This window comes from Bacillus sp. FJAT-29790 (assembly GCF_019039215.1).
In the GTDB taxonomy this organism is placed as follows: Bacteria; Bacillota; Bacilli; order Bacillales; family Cytobacillaceae; genus Cytobacillus.
The window spans coordinates 2,269,220-2,288,953 of record NZ_JAHNZZ010000001.1 but is presented as its reverse complement, the minus strand read 5'-3'; the positions used below and the strand labels follow the sequence as shown (position 1 = coordinate 2,288,953).

Here is a 19,734-nt window from a genome sequence, read left to right as displayed (position 1 = left end):
CCCTCCCCGCGGAAAGCAAGTGCCCGCAGCGGAAATCAATGGGCAAACTTTGTAGGCTAAAACAACAATATATACAAAAATAGTCTTGATATAAAATATTTAAAGTTTCTCATCTTTTGAATAATCGAAGAAACGAATCATGGCGAATATCTTTGTTTTTTGTATTATTTTGCGACTATGAAAAGAAAATATAGTATAATAAGCCGGAATGTGATTGGAGGGGATTGAAATGTCGGCGGAAGATAAAAAAGCAAAAAAAGAATTAATCCGTCAGAAAATGATCGAACGTCAAAGCGAAGCGAAAGTAGTACGAAAAATTGTTTCGATTATTGCTCTTATACTAGTTATTACAGTAGGTGCCGCAGTAGGTGGGGGTTATTTTTATATTAAATCGGCTATGCAGCCTGTAAACCCGAACAATAATAAGGAAAAGCAAGTGGAGATTCCAATTGGCTCATCTGGCACTGGCATTGGCAAAATACTCGAGGACAATGGAATCATCAAAGATGCTCGAGTCTTTAAATATTATGTGAAATTAAAAAATGAGGCTGGATTTATGGCTGGTGCCTATAATTTGAAGCCTTCCATGACAATACCTGAAATTATCGAAAGCTTAAAAAGCGGCAAAATAATGGAAGAAATAGTGTTTAAAATCACAATTCCTGAAGGAAAGCAGCTTGAACAAATTGCTGGGATTGTCGCAGAAAAAACAAACCGAAATCATGAAGAGGTTTTCAAAAAGTTAAATGATCAAACATTTATCGACTCACTGATGTCGAAATACCCTGATTTGCTGACCGAGGAAATCCTTAATAAAAATATTAAATACCCATTAGAAGGTTATCTATTTCCAGCGACCTATCCTTTTTATAAAGAGGATCCATCAATAGAGGAAATTGTTACCTTGATGTTAGATAAGACAAAATCCGTATTAAAAGAATTTCAAGGCGAAATGGAAGCGCAAAATCTGACTGCTCATCAATTATTGACGATGGCTTCATTGATTGAGGAAGAAGCGACCGCGAAAGTAGACCGTGACCAAATCGCAAGTGTCTTTTATAATCGGATTAAAACAGGGATGCCTTTGCAAACGGACCCGACTGTTCTTTACGCACAGGGAGAGCATAAATCGAGAGTTTTATATAAAGATTTAGAGATCGATTCACCGTATAACACATATAAGTATGCTGGACTTACACCTGGTCCAATCGCCAATGCGGGAGTCACTTCTATCGAAGCGGCTTTAACCCCGGCAGAATCAGATTTTCTTTATTTCCTTGCAACTTCATCGGGAGAGGTTTTATTTTCAAAAACACTCCAGGAGCATAATCAAAAAAAAGCACAGCATATTACGAATAAATAAGGTATAACGCAAAAAAGGGGAATTTCTAAAAAATTAGCATTCCCCTTTTATTTGTGTTAAAATAGATCGAGTGTTTATACAAGTGACCATAGCGTGAACCACGGACAAGTAGGATTTTGGCTTTTTTTAGTCGGAGAATGCAGCTTGATGCATTCTTATTATCCTTTCTGTGAACGCTATTTTTTCATGTCTAAGAAAGATGATAATAAATGGCTGTTTTCTAAAACTTTGTTGCTTTATTAGTGGGCTTTGTTATATATAAATCTGAGTTGATTGGAGCGGAGGGCACTTGACTCCAGCGGGAGATAGAGGGAACGGGAGACCCCACAGGCGGTAACGCCGAGGAGGCTTCCGTCCCTCCCCGCGGAAAGCAAGTGCCCGCAGCGGAAATCAACGGGCAAACTTTTAAAGCCAAAAACAGCAAACTATGCGAAAAGAGCCTAATAAGTAGAAGGCAATGTAATCTGGATTGAGGTGATGGCAGTTTGCTGAATGAAAAGCTGCATTTATATATAGAGGGAATTATTCCTGATCGACCTGAACTTTTAAATAAAATGGAGCAATATGCAAAAGAAAATGGTATACCGATCATGGAATTAGCGGGTATAGAAGCAATGCTCCAGCTTTTGCGCGTGCAAAAGCCCAGTACTATATTAGAAGTTGGTACAGCAATTGGTTATTCTGCTCTCAGAATGGCTTATGCACTGCCTAGTTGTAAAATTGTTACGATTGAACGGGACGCTGAGCGGTATCAACTTGCCGAGCAATATATTCGAGAAGCAGAAAAGAGTTCGCAAATTCTGATCATAAAAGGAGATGCTCTTGAAACGGAAGAGGATGTGAAAGAGCACGCTTCATTCGATGTCATCTTTATTGATGCAGCAAAAGGTCAATATCAGCGATTTTTCGAAATGTATTCCCGCTATTTAAGTGAAGATGGAATCATCATTACAGATAATGTCCTGTTTAAAGGGCTTGTTTGTGAACCAGATATCGAAAATAAACGGATTCGAAATCTCGTGAAGAAAATCGATCAGTTTAACAGGTGGTTAATGAATCATCCTGACTATCATACAGTGATCCTCCCTGTAGGTGACGGCGTTGCAATTAGTAAAAAGAGGTGAAAGAAGATGGCGAAACCAGAATTGTTAGTCACTCCAACAAGTGTTGAAGATATTATTCCATTAGCTGATGCCGGAGCAGATGCATTTGTAGTAGGCGAACAGCGCTATGGCTTACGTCTTGCCGGCGAATTTACAAGAGAAGACGTCCGGAAATCGATTGAGCTTGCCCATTCAAATGGGAAAAAAGTTTACGTTGCGATGAATGCGATTTTTCACAATGAAAAAGTAGAAGAATTGACAAGCTACATCCAGTTTTTGCATGAAGTAAATGCTGATGCGATCATCTTTGGGGATCCGGCAGTCTTAATGGCAGCCCGTGAAGCTGCTCCGGATATAAAGCTTCACTGGAACACAGAGACGACAGCAACAAACTGGTACACCTGTAATTATTGGGGCAGAAAAGGGGCTAAGCGGGCCGTTCTTGCACGTGAATTAAATATGGACGCGATTATTGAAATGAAAGAAAATGCGGAAGTAGCGATCGAAGTCCAAGTTCACGGAATGACCGCGATGTTCCAGTCGAAACGTTCCCTTCTCGGTAATTACTATGAATACCAAGGAAAAGTAATGGAAGTTGAAAACCGTAAGCAGGAACATCAAATGTTTTTGCATGATAAAGAACGGGAAAATAAATATCCGATTTTTGAAGATGAAAACGGCACTCATATTATGAGTCCTAACGATATTTGTATCATTGACGAGCTTCAGGAAATGATTGAAGTAGGTGTTGATTCATTTAAAATTGACGGGATCTTGAAAAGTGCGGAATATATCCTTGAAGTGACGAAGCTTTATCGAAAAGCGATTGATCTTTGTGTGGAAGACCCGGAACAATATGAAGATTCAAAGGACAAGCTATTAAATAGCATCGAAGAAATTCAACCTGCCGATCGAGCGCTAGATACAGGATTTTTCTTTAAAGAAACGGTTTATTAATAAAAAATCAAGGGGCTGAGGTTTAGAAACGGGAAACAGAATGAAGGTAATCAGCAATCATGCCGATTCCCTTCATTCACACCTCACACCTCTAGAATGGAGGCCCGATTATGACAACGGTAGCAGATAATATTTCCCAAATCGTGAATGGCAAGCGGGTAATCGTTAAAAAGCCCGAATTACTCGCACCAGCTGGAAATTTAGAAAAACTAAAAATTGCCGTTCATTATGGTGCTGATGCTGTATTTATCGGCGGACAAGAATACGGCTTACGTTCAAATGCCGATAATTTTACATTTGAAGAAATGAAAGAAGGCGTAGAGTTCGCCAAAAAATATGGAGCGAGAATTTACGTTACAACGAATATCTTTGCTCATAACGAAAACATTGATGGCCTTGAAGATTACCTTCAAGGTTTAAAAGAAGCGGGTGTAGCAGGAATTATTGTCGCTGACCCGCTTATTATAGAAACATGCCGCCGAATTGCTCCGGAAATTGAAGTACATTTAAGCACACAGCAATCGTTATCAAACTGGAAGGCAGTTCAGTTTTGGAAAGAGGAAGGGTTGGAGCGTGTCGTATTAGCGCGTGAAGTAAGTGCTGAGGAAATTCGGGAAATGAAGGAAAAGGTGGATATCGAAATTGAAACCTTTATTCATGGAGCGATGTGTATCGCCTATTCCGGCCGCTGTACATTGAGCAATCACATGACAGCCCGGGACTCAAACCGTGGCGGCTGCTGCCAATCATGCCGCTGGGATTATGACCTTTATCAATTAGAAGGTGATAAGGAAGTTCCTTTCTATAATGAAGATGATGCTCCTTTCGCTATGAGTCCGAAAGACCTTAACTTAATCGAATCGATTCCACGAATGATTGAACTTGGAATTGATAGCTTGAAAATTGAAGGCCGCATGAAATCAATCCATTACATTGCAACGGTAGTTAGTGTTTACCGAAAAGTAATTGATGCTTATAGTGCTGATCCGGAAAACTTCAAAATTAAACAGGAATGGCTTGATGAATTGAGCAAATGTGCCAATCGTGAGACGGCTTCAGCCTTCTTTGAAGATGTTCCTGGGTATAAGGAGCAAATGTTTGGAAATCATAGCAAAAAGACGAATTTTGATTTCGTTGGATTAGTTTTAGATTATAATCCTGAAACACAAATCGTTACCCTTCAGCAGCGTAACCATTTTAAACCGGGTCAAGAAGTCGAGTTTTTTGGACCAGAAATCGAGAATTTTACTCATGTGATTGAAAAGATTTGGGATGAAAAAGGCAATGAACTAGATGCAGCCCGTCATCCGCTTCAAATCGTCCAATTTAAGCTTGATAAACCGGTATATCCTAACAACATGATGCGAAAGGAGATTTAAACACCATGGAGCGCAAACCTGTTGTTATCGGCGTTGCTGGCGGCTCAGGCTCGGGAAAGACGAGTGTCACAAAGTCGATTTATGATCAATTTAAAGGCCACTCGATTTTAATGCTGGAGCAGGATTATTATTACAAAGATCAAACACATTTACCATTTGAAGAACGGTTAAAAACCAATTATGACCATCCGCTGGCATTTGATAATGATTTATTAATTGAGCATATCGAAGAACTTTTACGCTATAATCCGGTTAACAAGCCAGTTTATGATTATGCGGTGCATACGAGATCAGACGAAGTGATTGCAGTAGAGCCAAAGGATGTCATTATTTTAGAAGGAATTCTAGTTCTTGAAGATGAACGTCTTCGTGATTTGATGGATATTAAACTTTTTGTTGATACAGATGCCGATCTGCGCATAATTCGTCGTTTATTTAGAGATATTAAAGAACGCGGCCGAACGATGGACTCTGTTATCGATCAATATTTAAATGTCGTCCGTCCCATGCATAATCAGTTTATTGAACCGACAAAAAGATATGCAGATATCATCATCCCTGAAGGCGGGCATAATCATGTGGCAATCGACTTAATGGTAACAAAAATTCAAACAATTCTTGAACAAAAGTCTTTTTTGTGACACAATAGCATAGAAAATAATAGTATAGGTCCATTCTGGACATATCCAATTGCGCGTCCTTTTCTAAAGGTCGCGCTCATCTGCATTTACTATAAAAAGTAAGCAGTACATAAAAAGATAAAGAACATAATTCTACAGGAATTGTGAAAAATTGAAGGAGTGAAGGTTTTGGCAATTGAAAAAGTTTTCCCTATGACACAAGCAGGAAAAGAAAAACTCGAACAAGAATTAGAATTTTTAAAATCAGTTAAGCGTAAAGAAGTGGTTGAGCGCATTAAAATTGCTCGCAGCTTTGGTGACCTTTCTGAGAACTCTGAGTATGACTCTGCGAAAGAAGAGCAAGCCTTCGTTGAAGGACGAATTACAACGATTGAAAATATGATTCGTAATGCAAAGATTATTGCAGAAGCTGATATGAGCGGTGACTCCGTTTCATTAGGTCGCTCTGTAACCTTTGTTGAGCTTCCAGATGGCGATGAAGAAACATATACAATCGTAGGAAGTGCAGAGGCAGACCCATTTGAAGGCAAAATCTCCAATGATTCTCCAATTGCGAAAAGCCTGATGGGTCATAAGATCGGCGATGAAGTAAGTGTTCAAACTCCAGGTGGAGAAATGAACGTTCGTATTGTGACGATTAAATAAGATTAAATAGTTTGAAAAGAAGAAACCTCGTCAAGACTTTTGACGAGGTGTTTTTTATGTGGAGAAAAAGAGCAGTTATTGGGCTTTACCTATGTGTTGCCGGATTGATCTTTTTGCTTGGAAGACTTGCACAGCTTCAATTAGTAGAGACAGAACACTTTACAAAAAGACAGATCAATCTGCTTGAGGCAAGTGTTAGCCAGCGTTCACAGGAAATGGTTCTCGATACGGGGAGAGGGAATTTTCTATACAGTAATGGAACCCCAATTACACATCAAAATCTTCCCGTCCTCATCCTCTTTCCATTTTTGAAGAAAATGGAATGGGACAGTAAGAAAGTATCAGAAATCGCGGGCGTCTCTGAATACTCCCTTCGTTATCAGGTTGAGAAAGCAAAGGAGCCATTCGCTTACGGGGAGCCGAGTCCATTACAATTAACAGCTGATCAAATGCAGCAAATCAACGCCCTGCAAATTCCAGGTGTATTTGCAGTTGAAAAAAAATATAATTTAAAACAAAATCCTGCGGAGCAATTAATTGGGATTACAGGTGAAAATGAAATCGTGCTGAGAAAACGTTACCCCGATAAAGACCTTTCTGTGAAAACAATGGTTGGCTTGTCAGGTATGGAGCAAAGCTTTGATGAATTTCTTCTAACAGATGGAAAATCAAAGCTTGTTTATCATGTCGATGCAACAGGGGGGCCGCTTTTTGGCATTCATGTCAAATATGTTGACCCTGCTAACCCATTCTACCCGGTTAATATTAAAACGACTCTTGATGCTGATTTACAATCAATGGTCGAGGGGCTTGCCGATCGATATGCAATTCGTAAGGGTGGAATCGTCCTTCTTGATATCAAAACTAATGCAGTTTTAGCAATGGTAACGCGCCCTTCGATTAATAAAAAGGATCCTTACAATAAAACATTGGGCGGAATGGAAAATTTGATGCTGAAACAGCAAATCATGGGATCTGTTTTTAAGACGGTCGTGTCGGCGGCAGCGATTGATCAGGAGCTCACAGACCCAGCACGAAAATTCGATTGCAGTAAAAAGATTAACGGAGAGCCAGATTTGCAGTTTGATTACGGGATGCTGAATTTCTCGGACAGCTTTGCGAGAAGCTGTAATAATACATTTGCTACATTAGCGAAGGAATTGAAGGATATAGATCCAAACCTTTTAGAGGATTATGCAGAACGACTATCATTGATTGGCCCTGTTGGCTGGCAGGGAGATATTTATCATTTTCAAGCTTTCAAGCAGCTGCAGGAAGAGGATAAAGGCAGGATTTTTCTAACCGAGGATGCAAAGAAAGATCGTAATTTTGTTACCCTTACTGGTATTGGGCAGCATGAAGTACGTGCAACACCGCTTGCAGTCGCTAATATGATGGCGACGATCGCAAGGGGAGGAAAAAAGGAAATGGTCCGAGTCGCATCAAAAATAGAATATAAGAACCGCACGTCTTTACTAGAATTCAAAGAGCAAAGCTTAAAGGGTGAGACGATTTCTCCTTATACAGCCATGAAACTGCAAAAGCTTCTTCGTGAAGTGGTGATCAATGAGCATGGCACGGGGAGATGGTTTCAAGACCTACCTTATGAGGTAGCTGGAAAATCAGGTACAGCGGAAACCGGCAGAATGGATGCAGGAAAACAACTTTATAATAAGTGGTTTGCTGGTTATTTTCCATTTAAAAATCCGCAGTATGCACTCGTTACAGTAAATTTAGATGTGACCGGGGATACAGGCGGGGTGAATACGCTTTTTGCAGAGATTGTAAAAGGAATTTATCATCTCAATGACAATTCAAAAATAGAAAGCTTTCAACCTTTGGAATAAAGCTTAATTTTGGCGAAGGATATTTTCGTAAGTTTGTTGCTTTATTACCGTAATTTTAATTTAACTATCTGAGTTGATTGGAGCGGAGGGCACTTGACTCCTGCGGGAATAGAGGGAACGGGAGACCCCGCAGGCGGTAACGCCGAGGAGGCTCCCGTCACTCCCCGCGGAAAGCAAGTGCCCGCAGCGGAAATCAACGGGCAAACTTTGAAGGCTAAAAAAACAATATATGCGAAAACCGCGTTGGTGAAAAGTTAAATCTCTTCAAGTTTGTATCAAGTCATGATAAAATATTGAAACAATCATGTTTAACCTGCCGTTGTGGCCTGCTGTTAATTGGTGGGTTAAACAGCATTTTAGGTAGCATAAACTTTTGCTACAGAAGAAAGATTCATGGGAAGGGGATTACTTTGAAAGACAAATACAGTTCATCTAATCAGTCGTCCCGATCGGGAATGCGGGAAAAAAGAAGGAAAACTAATTTTATCCTAAATATGTTAATTGGCGTCGTCATTTTGTTAATCATTTTCGTTTCAGCCACCATCTTTCTAGGGGGGAACAGTGAAGAAGCTGGGGAACAAAAAGATAAACCAATAGAATCAAAACAGAATGATAAGGAATCAAATAATAAAAATATAGATACAAACAAGAATAACGAAACAGCTAAAAGTAAAGAAGATCAAAAGACTGACGAGAAACAGCCAGCCAATCAAGAAAAATCGGAACAGCCTAACGAAGCTGAAGATATTGATCATGGGAAACCGGACGAACTTCCAATAAATGAAGGTGAAGCAATCGTAACTGCAGGTGGTAGCAGCTCAAATGTGAAAAAAACGATTGAAAACCCGAGCTGGAAGCCAATTGGAACAACTCAAACTGGTGAACATTCTTCCAACTATGACCTTGACTCAGCAGACTGGGCGGAAATGCTTCAGGCTATTTCCTATGCGACAGGTGTTGATCAAGGCAATATGACGGTTTGGTTTTTAGGCAATAACGGTCCAAACCGTTCAGTCGGAACTATTGTATCGAAAGACCAAAAGGAAAAATACCGCGTCTATATTGACTGGGTGGATGGACAGGGCTGGAAACCATCAAAGGTAGAAGAGTTGAATGAATTGAAATAAGGTACGTGGGGTATTCCGAATAGAAATCCAATCTACAAAAAAAACAAAGTAAATGAGGATGGCTTAAAAGCCATCCTCATTTTTTTGCTTTAAAATGCACAACAGCACTAAAATACGGTCTTCCATCTTCATCAATGCTCATCTGATGTGAGACATGGTGAACAACAAGAAGGATCGCTTTGTTATGTTCAATTTGGACATTGATCTTCTTTTCAAGTGTTTTTATATCATTTGCTTCAAAAAACTCAATTTTATCTTCGATTAAATCGAAATGGAAATTCACTGACATTGCCCCTCCTTCTTATGATACCTGCTACTATTCTAGTGCCCCCATCCTTTTCTGGCAATATTTTAACTTTATTCAGCAGAGGTCTCTTAACGGTATAAGTGGCGAGATGAACGCAAACAGGTATCTATTTCAGTGGGGGTTCAAACCCTGGCTGAATAAAGTTAAGCCTCCGGCGGATGCCACAGATTTTTTAAAGGAATTTATCGAGCAAGCTAAGGTAAAAATCTGAGCGCAAATACGCCAAGGCGAATTTGATTGATTCTTCCAATTAGCTGTGGTAAATTGGGATCAAGATTTATTTTAAATCATAGTATACTCATATGAATTATAAGTTTATAATTTGGGGAGTGAATAAGATGGGGAAAGAGTTTGTTGAGTTATTTGAGAAATGGGCTGAAACTTACGATAATAGCGTGACAGGACATGATTTAGAATATAAAGACGTTTTTTTACATTATGAACAATTATTGCAGGAGGTAGCTGACCGTTCCTTTGGGCATGTATTAGAATTTGGGCCGGGTACAGGGAATTTGACAGCCAAGCTTTTGAAAAACGGCTTGCAAGTGACAGCGGCGGAACCTTCTTCATCCATGAGGGAAATCGCCATCAATAAGCTTGGTGATCAGGCGGATATTATCGATGGCGATTTTTTTAACTATCCTCTTCATAGACCGATTGATACGATAGTCAGTACGTACGCATTCCATCATTTAACCGATGAAGAAAAAGCTGCAGCCATTGCTAACTATGGAAACATCCTTGCAATCGGTGGTAAAATAGTGTTTGCTGATACGATGTATGAATCTGTTGAAGCACATAAGAAAGCGATAACAGATGCACTTGAAAAGGGCTTCCAAAATCTAGCGGAAGATTTGCAGCGTGAGTATTATACAACCATCCCGTTCCTGCGAGGAATAATGGAGCAGAACGGTTTTGAAGTGAAATTTGAACGCTGGAATGAATTCGTATGGATCATGGAAGGAGTAAAAAAATAGAAAGAGGTTAATTAAATGAAAATCGCCATTATCGGAGCAATGGAAGAAGAAGTAACACTTCTGCGTGAAAAAATTGAAGATCGAGGACAGGAAATCATTGCCGGCTGTGAATTTACAACTGGAAAAATGGATGGAGCAGAAGTGGTGCTTTTGCGCTCGGGAATTGGAAAAGTAAATGCTGCCATGTCGACAACGATCCTTCTGGAAAGATTTAAACCTGATTTTGTCATCAATACAGGTTCAGCCGGCGGTTTAAATCCAGAATTAAATGTTGGGGATGCTGTCATTTCAACTGAGGTAAGACACCATGATGTGGATGTAACTGCCTTTGGTTACGAATATGGTCAGGTGCCACAGCTGCCCGCGGCTTTTGAAGCGGACAGCAGATTGGTACAAATTGCGGAAAACTGTGCGCAAGAAATCAAGGATATTCAAGTTGTGCGCGGATTAATTGCGACAGGTGATTCATTTATGAACGACCCAGTGAGGGTTGATTTTATTCGGGATAAATTCACAGACCTGCAAGCAGTTGAGATGGAGGCTGCTGCCATTGCCCAAGTTTCTTATCAGTTCGGAACGCCATTTGTCGTCATCCGCTCGTTATCAGATATTGCTGGAAAGGAATCGGGTATTTCGTTTGAACAATTTCTTGAAAAGGCAGCACTTCATTCAGCAAATCTTGTTATGAAAATAGTAACGGCTTTAAAAGAACAACAATAAGTTCAGGCAAAGGATGGGAGATTTTTGCAAGTATATAAAAATATCCATGAGCTCATTGGAAATACGCCAGTCGTCGAATTAAGCCACTTTCAGCTGCCAGCAGGTGTTCGCTTGTTTGCTAAACTAGAATTCCTGAACCCTGGGGGCAGTGTAAAAGACCGTCTTGGCCAGGAGCTTCTGAAGGAAGCATTAGAAAGCGGAAAGTTAAAAGAAGGCGGGACGGTTATTGAACCGACAGCAGGGAATACGGGGATTGGATTGGCACTCGCGGCTTTAAATAAAAGGATCAAGGTAATGGTTTGCATGCCGGAAAAATTCAGTATTGAAAAGCAAGAGCTAATGAAAGCGCTTGGAGCAGAGATTGTTCATACACCAACGAGTGAGGGTATGAAAGGGGCGATTGCCAAGGCAAAGCAATTGCTCGACGAAATTCCAGGCTCATATTGCCCACAGCAATTTGCAAATCCAGCGAATCCTGAAACCTATTATAAAACGCTAGGGCCAGAAATTTGGGAACAGTTGGACGGAAAAATCGACATTTTTATTGCTGGAGCAGGTACAGGCGGCACATTTATGGGAACCGCGCGCTTTTTAAAAGAAAAAAATTCTGACATAAAAACGGTCATCGTTGAACCGGAAGGCTCCATATTAAATGGGGGAGAATCTGGTCCTCATAAAACAGAAGGGATCGGAATGGAGTTTCTTCCTGATTATATGGATACCTCTTATTTTAATGCCATTCATACCGTTTTGGATGAAGATGCTTTTGGCCGTGTAAAGGAATTGGCTTCAAAAGAAGGGCTGCTCGTTGGGAGTTCCTCAGGAGCGGCTCTGCATGCGGCAGTAGAAGAAGCGAAGAACGCAATACCGGGGACGAATATTGTCGTCATTTTTCCAGATGGCAGTGAAAGATACTTAAGCAAAAAAATTTACGAAGGGGGAATATAAATGAAAAAAAAGACGAAACTTATACATGGCGGTATTCCAAGTGATCCACATACAGGTGCAGTTTCCATACCTATCTATCAAGTGAGCACATACAAGCAGGATGGAGTGGGAAATTTTAAAGGTTACGAATACTCTAGGACTGGAAACCCTACCCGTCATGCACTAGAAGAACTGATTAAGGATCTAGAAGGCGGTAAAGCGGGATTTGCATTTGGCTCAGGCATGGCAGCAATTACAGCTGTCATGATGCTGTTTAATAGTGGTGATCACGTGATCATGACAGATGATGTATACGGCGGCAGTTTCCGTGTTATGACAAAGGTGCTTAATCGTTTTGGCATTGATTCGACTTTTGTGGATACGAGCAATCTTGAAAATATTAAGAATGCAATCAAACCAAACACGAAAGCGATACACCTTGAAACGCCAACAAATCCGCTATTGAAAATTACGGATATTGCCGAAGTAGCTGCTTTTGCCAAAGAAAATAATTTACTGACAATAGTTGATAATACATTCTCAACTCCATACTGGCAAACCCCGATTGAACTTGGGGCTGACATTGTCCTGCACAGTGCAACGAAGTATTTGGGCGGACATAGTGATGTTGTGGCAGGGCTTGTTGTCGTTAATAGTGAAAAGCTTGCGACTGACCTTCATTTTGTCCAAAACTCAACAGGGGGCGTCCTAGGGCCTCAGGATTCTTGGTTATTAATCAGAGGGATTAAAACGCTTGGTATCCGCATGGAAGAAACAGAAAACAACACAAAGTCAATCGTTGAATTTTTACAAGGCCATCCGGCTGTCAAAAAGGTATATTATCCTGGCATTGAAACGCATCCTAACCACGCCATTGCCAAAAAACAGGCGCAAGGATTTGGCGGCATGGTATCATTCGATGTCGGCAGTGAAGAGAATGCAGATAAACTATTAAGCAAGGTAAAATATTTTACTCTCGCTGAAAGCCTTGGCGCGGTTGAAAGCTTAATTTCCGTTCCAGCTAGAATGACACATGCTTCGATTCCGAAAGAACGCCGTGATGAACTCGGAATTGTTGATGGATTGGTTCGTATTTCTGTTGGGCTTGAAGATGTTGAAGATTTAATCGAAGACTTGAAACAAGCATTGGAAAATTAAAAAAGACATAAACCTTTTTACCAGATGAAAAATTCAAACGTCCTCTAGCAGGACGTTTTTGTTTGATTTGCCCAATTTTTTCTTTTTGAAAAATTTAGTTAAAAAAGGGTTTACAAAATCAAATTTCGTGGATATAATTACCATTGTAAGTAAATTCTTTAAGGAGGTCGAATGAAATGATGAAAAAAGCGATTGTAAACGGAAAATTACATGTAACTTTATATTTTACGTATTCGACCTATAGGGAATGGACTGCTTAAATTTTTAAACTTAGCATATCCAGCCGCAGGGAGAATCGTGTCCCTGTGGCTTTTTTGTGCCCTTTTTTAAGCCGCAGGAGCAATGTCTCTTTGCGGTTTTTTGTGTCTTTTTTTTTGGAGGGAATAAATTACAAAAAAGGAATTTCCCTCAATTATACCAATAAAAAGATACTCTGTGCTTTTTTTAAGGAGGTGAGAACATAATGACATTAAATATTTTTTTCTTAACGATTACGATCAAAAAAAGAAAATTAACTGTTGAAGAAGTACTTCATGATCAAATGGTTGAAAAAATCATAGAAGAACATCGCGATCGTCAATTTACTCTATATCGTCCATTTTAATGAATAAAAATGATGAGAAAATAATCAATGAAAGGTGGGAATTATAATGATTTTTCTAATGCAAGGACGTAAAGCTTTTTTCTGGGTGGAGAAGAATACCACCTAACTAGAAAAGCTAGGAGGGATGGCCGATGTCATTACACGTTTTACTATTGACTCTTGAATTCCGGCTAAAGAAACGAAAATAGGTATTTTCTTAGCTGGATTTAGTCTTAAAGAAAATGAAAAGTCACTATCAACATGACTTTTTATTTTCTTTTTTCTTAGAGAAACCATAATAGCGGGAAACAAAATGGAGAGATTTTCATGGTGAAATTATTTGCCGAAACTTTCTTCGGATAGAAATACAAATTCACAATCAAAATTTTCCAACGAAAATATATACAGTGGACAGACAAAAACAACTCCATTTTCTCATAGGAATGAGGTATAGGCAAAAGTCCTTGAAAGCGGGGGTGGGAAAATGTCTGGAATTTTAACTGCACTTGGGTATTTGGTGAAGGAGATTGTCTTTCTTGTTTCCTATGTGAAAAACAATGCTTTTCCTCAACCACTGTCTGCTGCTGATGAGAAAAAGTATCTGCGGTTGATGGCTGCTGGTGATACACATGCCCGCAATATGCTAATTGAACATAATTTGCGACTCGTTGCTCATATTGTCAAGAAATTCGAAAATACTGGTGAGGATGCAGAAGATCTCATTTCCATAGGCACGATTGGATTAATTAAAGCGATCGAGAGCTATTCAGAGGGAAAAGGAACGAAGCTTGCGACTTATGCAGCGAGATGTATCGAAAACGAAATCTTGATGCACTTAAGGGCATTGAAAAAAACAAAGAAAGACGTGTCCCTTCATGATCCGATTGGCCAAGATAAGGAAGGAAATGAAATATCCCTCATCGATGTCCTCAAATCCGAATCTGAGGATGTGATCAGTACCATCCAGCTGAGTATGGAACTTGAAAAAGTAAAGGAATATATCGGTGTGCTGGATGAACGAGAGAAGGAAGTCATCATCGGTCGTTTCGGGCTAGACTTGAAAAAAGAAAAGACACAAAGAGAAATTGCTAAGGAACTTGGGATATCAAGAAGCTACGTCTCGCGGATTGAAAAACGAGCACTAATGAAAATGTTCCATGAGTTTTACCGGGCAGAAAAGGAAAAACGGAAGAAGAATTGAGAAAAGAAAGAGAACAGTTATTGATTCTAAATGCAAAAATTAAGTCCTTCACCGAATTTGGAGAAGGACTCTTTGTTGAGGATGAAAATCCGGCTAATTAAAAAATATCGTTTAGATAAATAGGCTAATCCTTACTCTATTCGTCCATTTTTTAAAAGTAGTTTCCAATTCTCGCCTTTATCTGTAGATTCATACACATCATTTAAATAGGTGGCAAAGGAAAGGGTCGTATCATTTTGATTATTAACTGAAATATAAGTAATCGGATTATCGTAATTTAGAAATGGAATTTCAATTTGCGATGTTTCTGATGTAATCAGATCGATTTTATGAAAAAGGACTTTATTATTTTCTACTGAAGAATAGAAAAGATTATTTTCTGAGAATACGAGCGCAGTTGTCATCACAGGCTCAGATATTCGCTTCATATGTTCCCCATTATCCTCGGATAGGAAAATACCGCTTCTAGTGGACATTGCCATTAAGTTGCTTTTCGATGGGTGTGCAGCAATCATCCCGAGTGTATCAGACTCCAATCCGGTTAATTTTACCGGATTCCATGACTTCCCTTCATTTTCGGAAAAATAAACCCCGGGATCCAGGCTAGAATTGGCTTGTTGATTAATTATGTAAATAGCGTTAGTGCCGAAGCCAGCAGACAGAAAATGAAAGTCACTTTCGCCATAAAAAGCAAGTTTTTCTAAGCTCGCTCCTTTATCGATACTTTTCACCAAGCCAAGCGGATTTTTCAGGTCGGATCCTTCTTTAGGATGTCCACTAGCAAAAAAGCCATCTTTATGTGCTTGAAAACCCATATAATCATGTCTTTGTGAGGAGCCTTCAAGCCACACGTCATCATGGAAAACTTTAATCCCTTCGTGTGAAGCAACATATAGACCCGAATCATTGCCAGGATAGCCAAGGCCATGAATATGGTCCAGCTGCTGTGGGGCTGCTTTTATGATTTCAAATTGGTCAACCTGAGCAGGTTTATCATTATTTGTTTGCAGCTGTTTTTCGCTTTCTTTATCGGAAGTACAGCCAGCTGCTAATAATGTAAAAACAAACGTAATAGGCAGGAAGGATATTTTTGATATTTTCATGTTTTTCACTCCAACTGATGTTGATTTGATCAATTCCCCTATTTAATGGGAATCTTATGAGGCTTAAGGTAATTTCCCGTGGGAATTAATTGTAAAACGATAGATTGGGCTGTCCGATCCTTTATCCTCCCCATATTAACGGAAAAACCTTTGCTTTAGCAAAGGTTTCAACCCAACTATAGAAATTTTTTATAAGTATGATTGAAAAAGGGTACAATTAATAGGCAAATGAAGAGTGATTTTGTTCCTTCTTAAGATCTGAAATATTTTTTATCGTTCTACCAGAACCTTTGCAAATAGGACATGTTTTTTTTATGAATCTACATGTACGGATATGTCCATTTCCCATACATTTTTTGCAAATGGAGATGATTTTCATTCAACACTCCTCCCTAAACATTCCTCCTTCTTTATCATATGATTTCTTCATTTTGGGGGTACCCCGGATTAATGATTGTTCATTTTATTTAGTAAAAAAAATGCCCATACTCTTATCCTACAAGCTACATAAATTGAAGAAAGAAGGTCAAAAAGGAGGTAGAGACACAATGCCATTTGGTTACCCTTACTCATACGGCTATCCACCGCCTCCGTACCTTTTGCCATACTATGGCTGGGGCGGGTTTTGGCTAGCGTTAGCGATCGTGGTGCTAGTTTTATTTTTTATCTTTGAAGGATGGCTTTTTTTCAGCGGGTTTTGTTGTTAATTAAATATAAATAAAAAAAGCCACACCCGAAAAAATTAAGGTGTGGCTTTAATCCTGATTACACTTTTCTTAATTTGAATGGGCTAACCATTAAGAATGATAGAAAGATCATAATAAATAAGAAGAATGGGGGAGGGAAATAAGGAACGGCAAGAAAACTGAGTGTTGCAAGACAACCTGCAGCCGTAATAGGAAGTCCAGTAAAAAAACCATTATTTTCACTAATATTAAACCTTGCAAGACGGAAAGCACCACAGCCAATGTAAAAAATAGTGAAAAATGATCCCGGAGCACCGAATTCAAATAAAATTCCTTGATATATTAATAGTGCAGGGGCGACTCCAAATGATATAATATCACTCATGGAATCTAATTGCTTGCCTAATTCTGATTCAATATGAAGCTTTCTCGCAACCATACCATCAAAGCGATCGGCAAGTGCGGCCACGAAAATAAGCAGCAAACTTAAATTCAAATTCCCATTTAGGGAAAAGATAATGGCAAAGCCACCTAATGATAAATTTGCTAAAGTTAATACATTTGCCGTCTGAGCCTTAATTTTCTTTATCGTTTGATCAAGTACATCAGATAAAAACATTCTCCTCACTCCTTATAAGTCGGAAAGGAACAACAACTAATCTTTTTTTGTTTACTCAGGTATGTATTTTTTTGGCTAGATGGCTGTCTAACTCCAGCATCTGATCAATACAGAAAGCTCCTTTTGAATAATCTATCGCAGGAACTAGCTGTGATTGTTCAGAGGCACTTCCGCTATTCATATATTAATATTTCATTTTAAGCTTTTTATGACTACTCGTAAAGAGTATATTTAACTTTATTCAGCAGAAATCTCTAAACGAAATAATCGGCGAGATGAATGCAAACAGGCATCCAATTCAGTGGGGCTCAAACCCCGCTAAAGTTAAGCCTTCGGAAAGCCTTTAGATTTTTTTAAGGGATTTATCGAGCAAGCTAAGGTAAAAATCTGGGCGTAAATACGCCAAGGCGAATTTGATATGGTATGGAGGTATAACAGTTGATACAGCCCTTTTATCGTCTTATGATTGAACTTACAAATGGAAGATGGACATCAAATGTTCTAAAAAGATTTGCGCATTCAAAAGTGAGCCGCTTAATGGTTCCTTCTTTTTCAAAGGTTTATCAAATAAACGAAAGCGAAATGGAGAAAAATTTGGTAGACTATCCTACCTTGCATGAATTTTTCACCCGAAAGTTAAAAGAGGGAGCGCGTATCGCGGATCAGAATCCCTCTTCAATTATTAGCCCAGTAGATGCGGTCATCGAAGATATCGGGTTAATAGAACCGGAACATATCATTACTGTAAAAGGAAAGAAATACTCGATACATGAAATGCTGGGAAAAGGCAACAAGGTCGAAAAATACGCCGATGGCCTTTATATGATTTTTTATCTTAGCCCGAGCCATTATCATCGTATTCATAGCCCGGTTTCAGGGATTGTAGTTGATCAATGGACACTAGGTTCCAAATCTTATCCTGTTAATAAATGGGGCCTGAAATATGGAAAGAATACTCTATCAAAAAATTACCGTACAATTACAGAGGTAAAGCATGACGCGGGACTTCTTTCAATTGTGAAAGTAGGTGCCATGTTTGTTAATTCGATCGAAGTGATTCATGAGGGAGAACAGTTGGTGAAAGGAAATGAAATGGCCTACTTTTCGTTCGGCTCTACGGTTGTGCTGCTTTTTGAAAAAGGAAGCTTCCAGCCTTTACCGGCCATTAAGACCCCAAAAGAGGTAAAGGTCGGTGATTGTATCGGATATTTGTCGATACCAGACAAGTAAAAAAGCTTGATGCGAAGGTTTTTGTGCAGAGTTAAACAAACAAAGGCAAAAAAAAAAGCCCGATACTGGGCTTGTCTATTTTAAGAAGAAACTTTTATATTGTGAGCTATTCCACGACGGTGAATTTCTGTTTCAATCAAGCGGATAAAATCTGGACTTAGTTTCAACTCTCGCGCTTTATGATACGATTCAATCAATAATTCGTCTGACAGTTTTCGCATGACCATTCACCTCCATTTTTAATTTATATAGTTCTATTTATTTATTTTAGTACATATAATGTAAGTTTTTTATGTTGTACCCTTACTCTAGCAAAATAAAACATTTAGAACAACCGTTCTCTTATCCACAGCATCCAGTGGATAACCTGTGATTAAGTTGTTTATAAAAGAGGAAATAGTCGTTAAAGCGTTGTGGTTAATGTGTATAAAGTTATCCACAGTTTTAAAAAAGACGAAGATTGTCGAAAAGTTTTAGTATTAGAAGAAATAAAGGGGAATTTTTTTGTATCTGAACTGTCTAGCTTCAACACATCCTCTTTCCGCTTACATTTGTAAGAGGGTATAAAATTAGTTATGATGATTACAAATTAAAAGCCCTTTTTAATTGGGTGTATAATATGGAAGGTATCTGAGGTGTATTATATTGTTAAAACATTTTCTGCCAGATCAGCATGCAAAGAGTATTTTTGAAATTACTCCTGAAAACCTAATGGAAAATGGAATTAAAGGGATTATTACGGATTTGGACAATACTTTAGTCGAATGGGATCGACCAAACGCAACCCCGAAATTGGTTGAGTGGTTCGAGGAAATGAGAAATAATAATGTCAAGGTGACGATTGTTTCCAATAATAATGAAAGTCGCGTAAAGGCTTTTTCTGCTCCTCTTGGTATTCCATTTATTTCAATGGCAAGAAAGCCAATGAGCCGTGCGTTTAAAAGAGCACAGCAAGAGATGGGGTTAAAAAGGGAAGAAACGGTTGTCATTGGCGATCAATTACTGACAGATGTTTTGGGTGGGAACCGCGGTGGATTCCGCACGATTCTTGTCGTTCCAGTAGCGCAAACAGACGGCTTTTTTACTCGTTTTAATCGAAAAGTAGAAAGAAGAATATTAAATTGGTTTAGGAAAAAAGGCATGATCCAGTGGGAGGATTAA

At 39.1% G+C, this 19,734-nt stretch carries 21 protein-coding genes; 17 read left to right on the top strand and 4 right to left on the bottom strand.

What is annotated here, in order from left to right; genetic code table 11:
• The first annotated feature begins 229 nt into the window (after positions 1-229).
• The 8 genes from mltG to BGM26_RS10850 all read left to right on the top strand — a co-directional run bounded on the left by mltG (position 230) and on the right by BGM26_RS10850 (position 9,062).
• Positions 230-1,363, top strand: coding sequence for an endolytic transglycosylase MltG (gene mltG, locus BGM26_RS10885; protein ID WP_217039834.1), 1,134 nt, complete (start codon positions 230-232; stop codon positions 1,361-1,363).
• A 485-nt stretch (positions 1,364-1,848) separates the two neighbouring features.
• Positions 1,849-2,487, top strand: coding sequence for an O-methyltransferase (locus BGM26_RS10880; RefSeq protein ID WP_217039833.1), 639 nt, complete (start codon positions 1,849-1,851; stop codon positions 2,485-2,487).
• A gap of 6 nt (positions 2,488-2,493) precedes the next feature.
• Positions 2,494-3,423: a peptidase U32 family protein gene (locus tag BGM26_RS10875; RefSeq protein WP_217039832.1), complete on the top strand. Its 930-nt coding sequence runs from the start codon at positions 2,494-2,496 to the stop codon at positions 3,421-3,423.
• A gap of 110 nt (positions 3,424-3,533) precedes the next feature.
• A complete protein-coding gene (locus tag BGM26_RS10870) occupies positions 3,534-4,802 on the top strand; it encodes a peptidase U32 family protein (RefSeq protein WP_217039831.1) in 1,269 nt (422 codons plus the stop codon).
• A 5-nt stretch (positions 4,803-4,807) separates the two neighbouring features.
• On the top strand, positions 4,808-5,443 hold the full coding sequence (gene udk, locus BGM26_RS10865; RefSeq protein ID WP_217039830.1) for a uridine kinase: 636 nt from the start codon (positions 4,808-4,810) through the stop codon (positions 5,441-5,443).
• A 168-nt stretch (positions 5,444-5,611) separates the two neighbouring features.
• Positions 5,612-6,088 (top strand): transcription elongation factor GreA, encoded by a 477-nt coding sequence (greA, locus tag BGM26_RS10860; protein ID WP_217039829.1) that lies wholly within the window; start codon positions 5,612-5,614, stop codon positions 6,086-6,088.
• 56 nt (positions 6,089-6,144) lie between these two features.
• Positions 6,145-7,935 carry a peptidoglycan D,D-transpeptidase FtsI family protein gene (locus BGM26_RS10855; RefSeq protein ID WP_217039828.1) on the top strand — a complete coding sequence of 597 codons (1,791 nt, stop codon included), beginning with the start codon at positions 6,145-6,147 and terminating at the stop codon, positions 7,933-7,935.
• A 410-nt stretch (positions 7,936-8,345) separates the two neighbouring features.
• Positions 8,346-9,062 carry a YrrS family protein gene (locus tag BGM26_RS10850; protein WP_254119226.1) on the top strand — a complete coding sequence of 239 codons (717 nt, stop codon included), beginning with the start codon at positions 8,346-8,348 and terminating at the stop codon, positions 9,060-9,062.
• Positions 9,063-9,138: 76 nt separating this feature from the next.
• On the opposite strand, the gene BGM26_RS10845 is transcribed toward BGM26_RS10850, so the two are convergent.
• Positions 9,139-9,351 (bottom strand): YrzA family protein, encoded by a 213-nt coding sequence (locus tag BGM26_RS10845; protein WP_217039827.1) that lies wholly within the window; start codon positions 9,349-9,351, stop codon positions 9,139-9,141.
• Between the two features lie 356 nt (positions 9,352-9,707).
• On the opposite strand from BGM26_RS10845, the gene BGM26_RS10840 reads away from it, so the two are divergent.
• The 6 genes from BGM26_RS10840 (at position 9,708) to sigK (ending at position 14,935) form a co-directional block, all read left to right on the top strand.
• Positions 9,708-10,346 carry a class I SAM-dependent methyltransferase gene (locus BGM26_RS10840; RefSeq protein ID WP_217039826.1) on the top strand — a complete coding sequence of 213 codons (639 nt, stop codon included), beginning with the start codon at positions 9,708-9,710 and terminating at the stop codon, positions 10,344-10,346.
• Positions 10,347-10,361: 15 nt separating this feature from the next.
• Entirely contained in the window at positions 10,362-11,066 is a 705-nt protein-coding gene (gene mtnN, locus BGM26_RS10835) for a 5'-methylthioadenosine/S-adenosylhomocysteine nucleosidase (protein ID WP_217039825.1), read from the top strand.
• A 24-nt stretch (positions 11,067-11,090) separates the two neighbouring features.
• Entirely contained in the window at positions 11,091-12,014 is a 924-nt protein-coding gene (locus BGM26_RS10830) for a PLP-dependent cysteine synthase family protein (protein ID WP_217039824.1), read from the top strand.
• Positions 12,015-13,151: a bifunctional cystathionine gamma-lyase/homocysteine desulfhydrase gene (locus tag BGM26_RS10825; protein WP_217039823.1), complete on the top strand. Its 1,137-nt coding sequence runs from the start codon at positions 12,015-12,017 to the stop codon at positions 13,149-13,151.
• 463 nt (positions 13,152-13,614) lie between these two features.
• Positions 13,615-13,755, top strand: a complete 141-nt coding sequence (locus BGM26_RS10820) for a YrzI family small protein (protein ID WP_217039822.1) — start codon at positions 13,615-13,617, stop codon at positions 13,753-13,755.
• Positions 13,756-14,218: 463 nt separating this feature from the next.
• Positions 14,219-14,935, top strand: coding sequence for an RNA polymerase sporulation sigma factor SigK (gene sigK, locus BGM26_RS10815; protein ID WP_217039821.1), 717 nt, complete (start codon positions 14,219-14,221; stop codon positions 14,933-14,935).
• 131 nt (positions 14,936-15,066) lie between these two features.
• On the opposite strand, the gene BGM26_RS10810 is transcribed toward sigK, so the two are convergent.
• Positions 15,067-16,038: a F510_1955 family glycosylhydrolase gene (locus tag BGM26_RS10810; protein WP_217039820.1), complete on the bottom strand. Its 972-nt coding sequence runs from the start codon at positions 16,036-16,038 to the stop codon at positions 15,067-15,069.
• Positions 16,039-16,586: 548 nt separating this feature from the next.
• Here BGM26_RS10810 and BGM26_RS10805 point away from each other — a divergent pair.
• Positions 16,587-16,745 carry a hypothetical protein gene (locus tag BGM26_RS10805; protein ID WP_217039819.1) on the top strand — a complete coding sequence of 53 codons (159 nt, stop codon included), beginning with the start codon at positions 16,587-16,589 and terminating at the stop codon, positions 16,743-16,745.
• A gap of 58 nt (positions 16,746-16,803) precedes the next feature.
• Here BGM26_RS10805 and pssA read toward each other — a convergent pair whose 3' ends face one another.
• Entirely contained in the window at positions 16,804-17,343 is a 540-nt protein-coding gene (pssA, locus tag BGM26_RS10800) for a CDP-diacylglycerol--serine O-phosphatidyltransferase (RefSeq protein ID WP_217039818.1), read from the bottom strand.
• 438 nt (positions 17,344-17,781) lie between these two features.
• Between pssA and BGM26_RS10795 the strand changes: the two genes are divergently transcribed.
• Complete coding sequence (locus BGM26_RS10795; RefSeq protein WP_217039817.1) at positions 17,782-18,573, top strand: phosphatidylserine decarboxylase; 792 nt, start codon at positions 17,782-17,784, stop codon at positions 18,571-18,573.
• An 80-nt stretch (positions 18,574-18,653) separates the two neighbouring features.
• Here the strand turns inward: BGM26_RS10795 and sda are convergent, their stop codons facing one another.
• Positions 18,654-18,794: a sporulation histidine kinase inhibitor Sda gene (gene sda, locus BGM26_RS10790; protein WP_217039816.1), complete on the bottom strand. Its 141-nt coding sequence runs from the start codon at positions 18,792-18,794 to the stop codon at positions 18,654-18,656.
• Between the two features lie 424 nt (positions 18,795-19,218).
• On the opposite strand from sda, the gene BGM26_RS10785 reads away from it, so the two are divergent.
• Positions 19,219-19,734: a YqeG family HAD IIIA-type phosphatase gene (locus BGM26_RS10785; RefSeq protein ID WP_217039815.1), complete on the top strand. Its 516-nt coding sequence runs from the start codon at positions 19,219-19,221 to the stop codon at positions 19,732-19,734.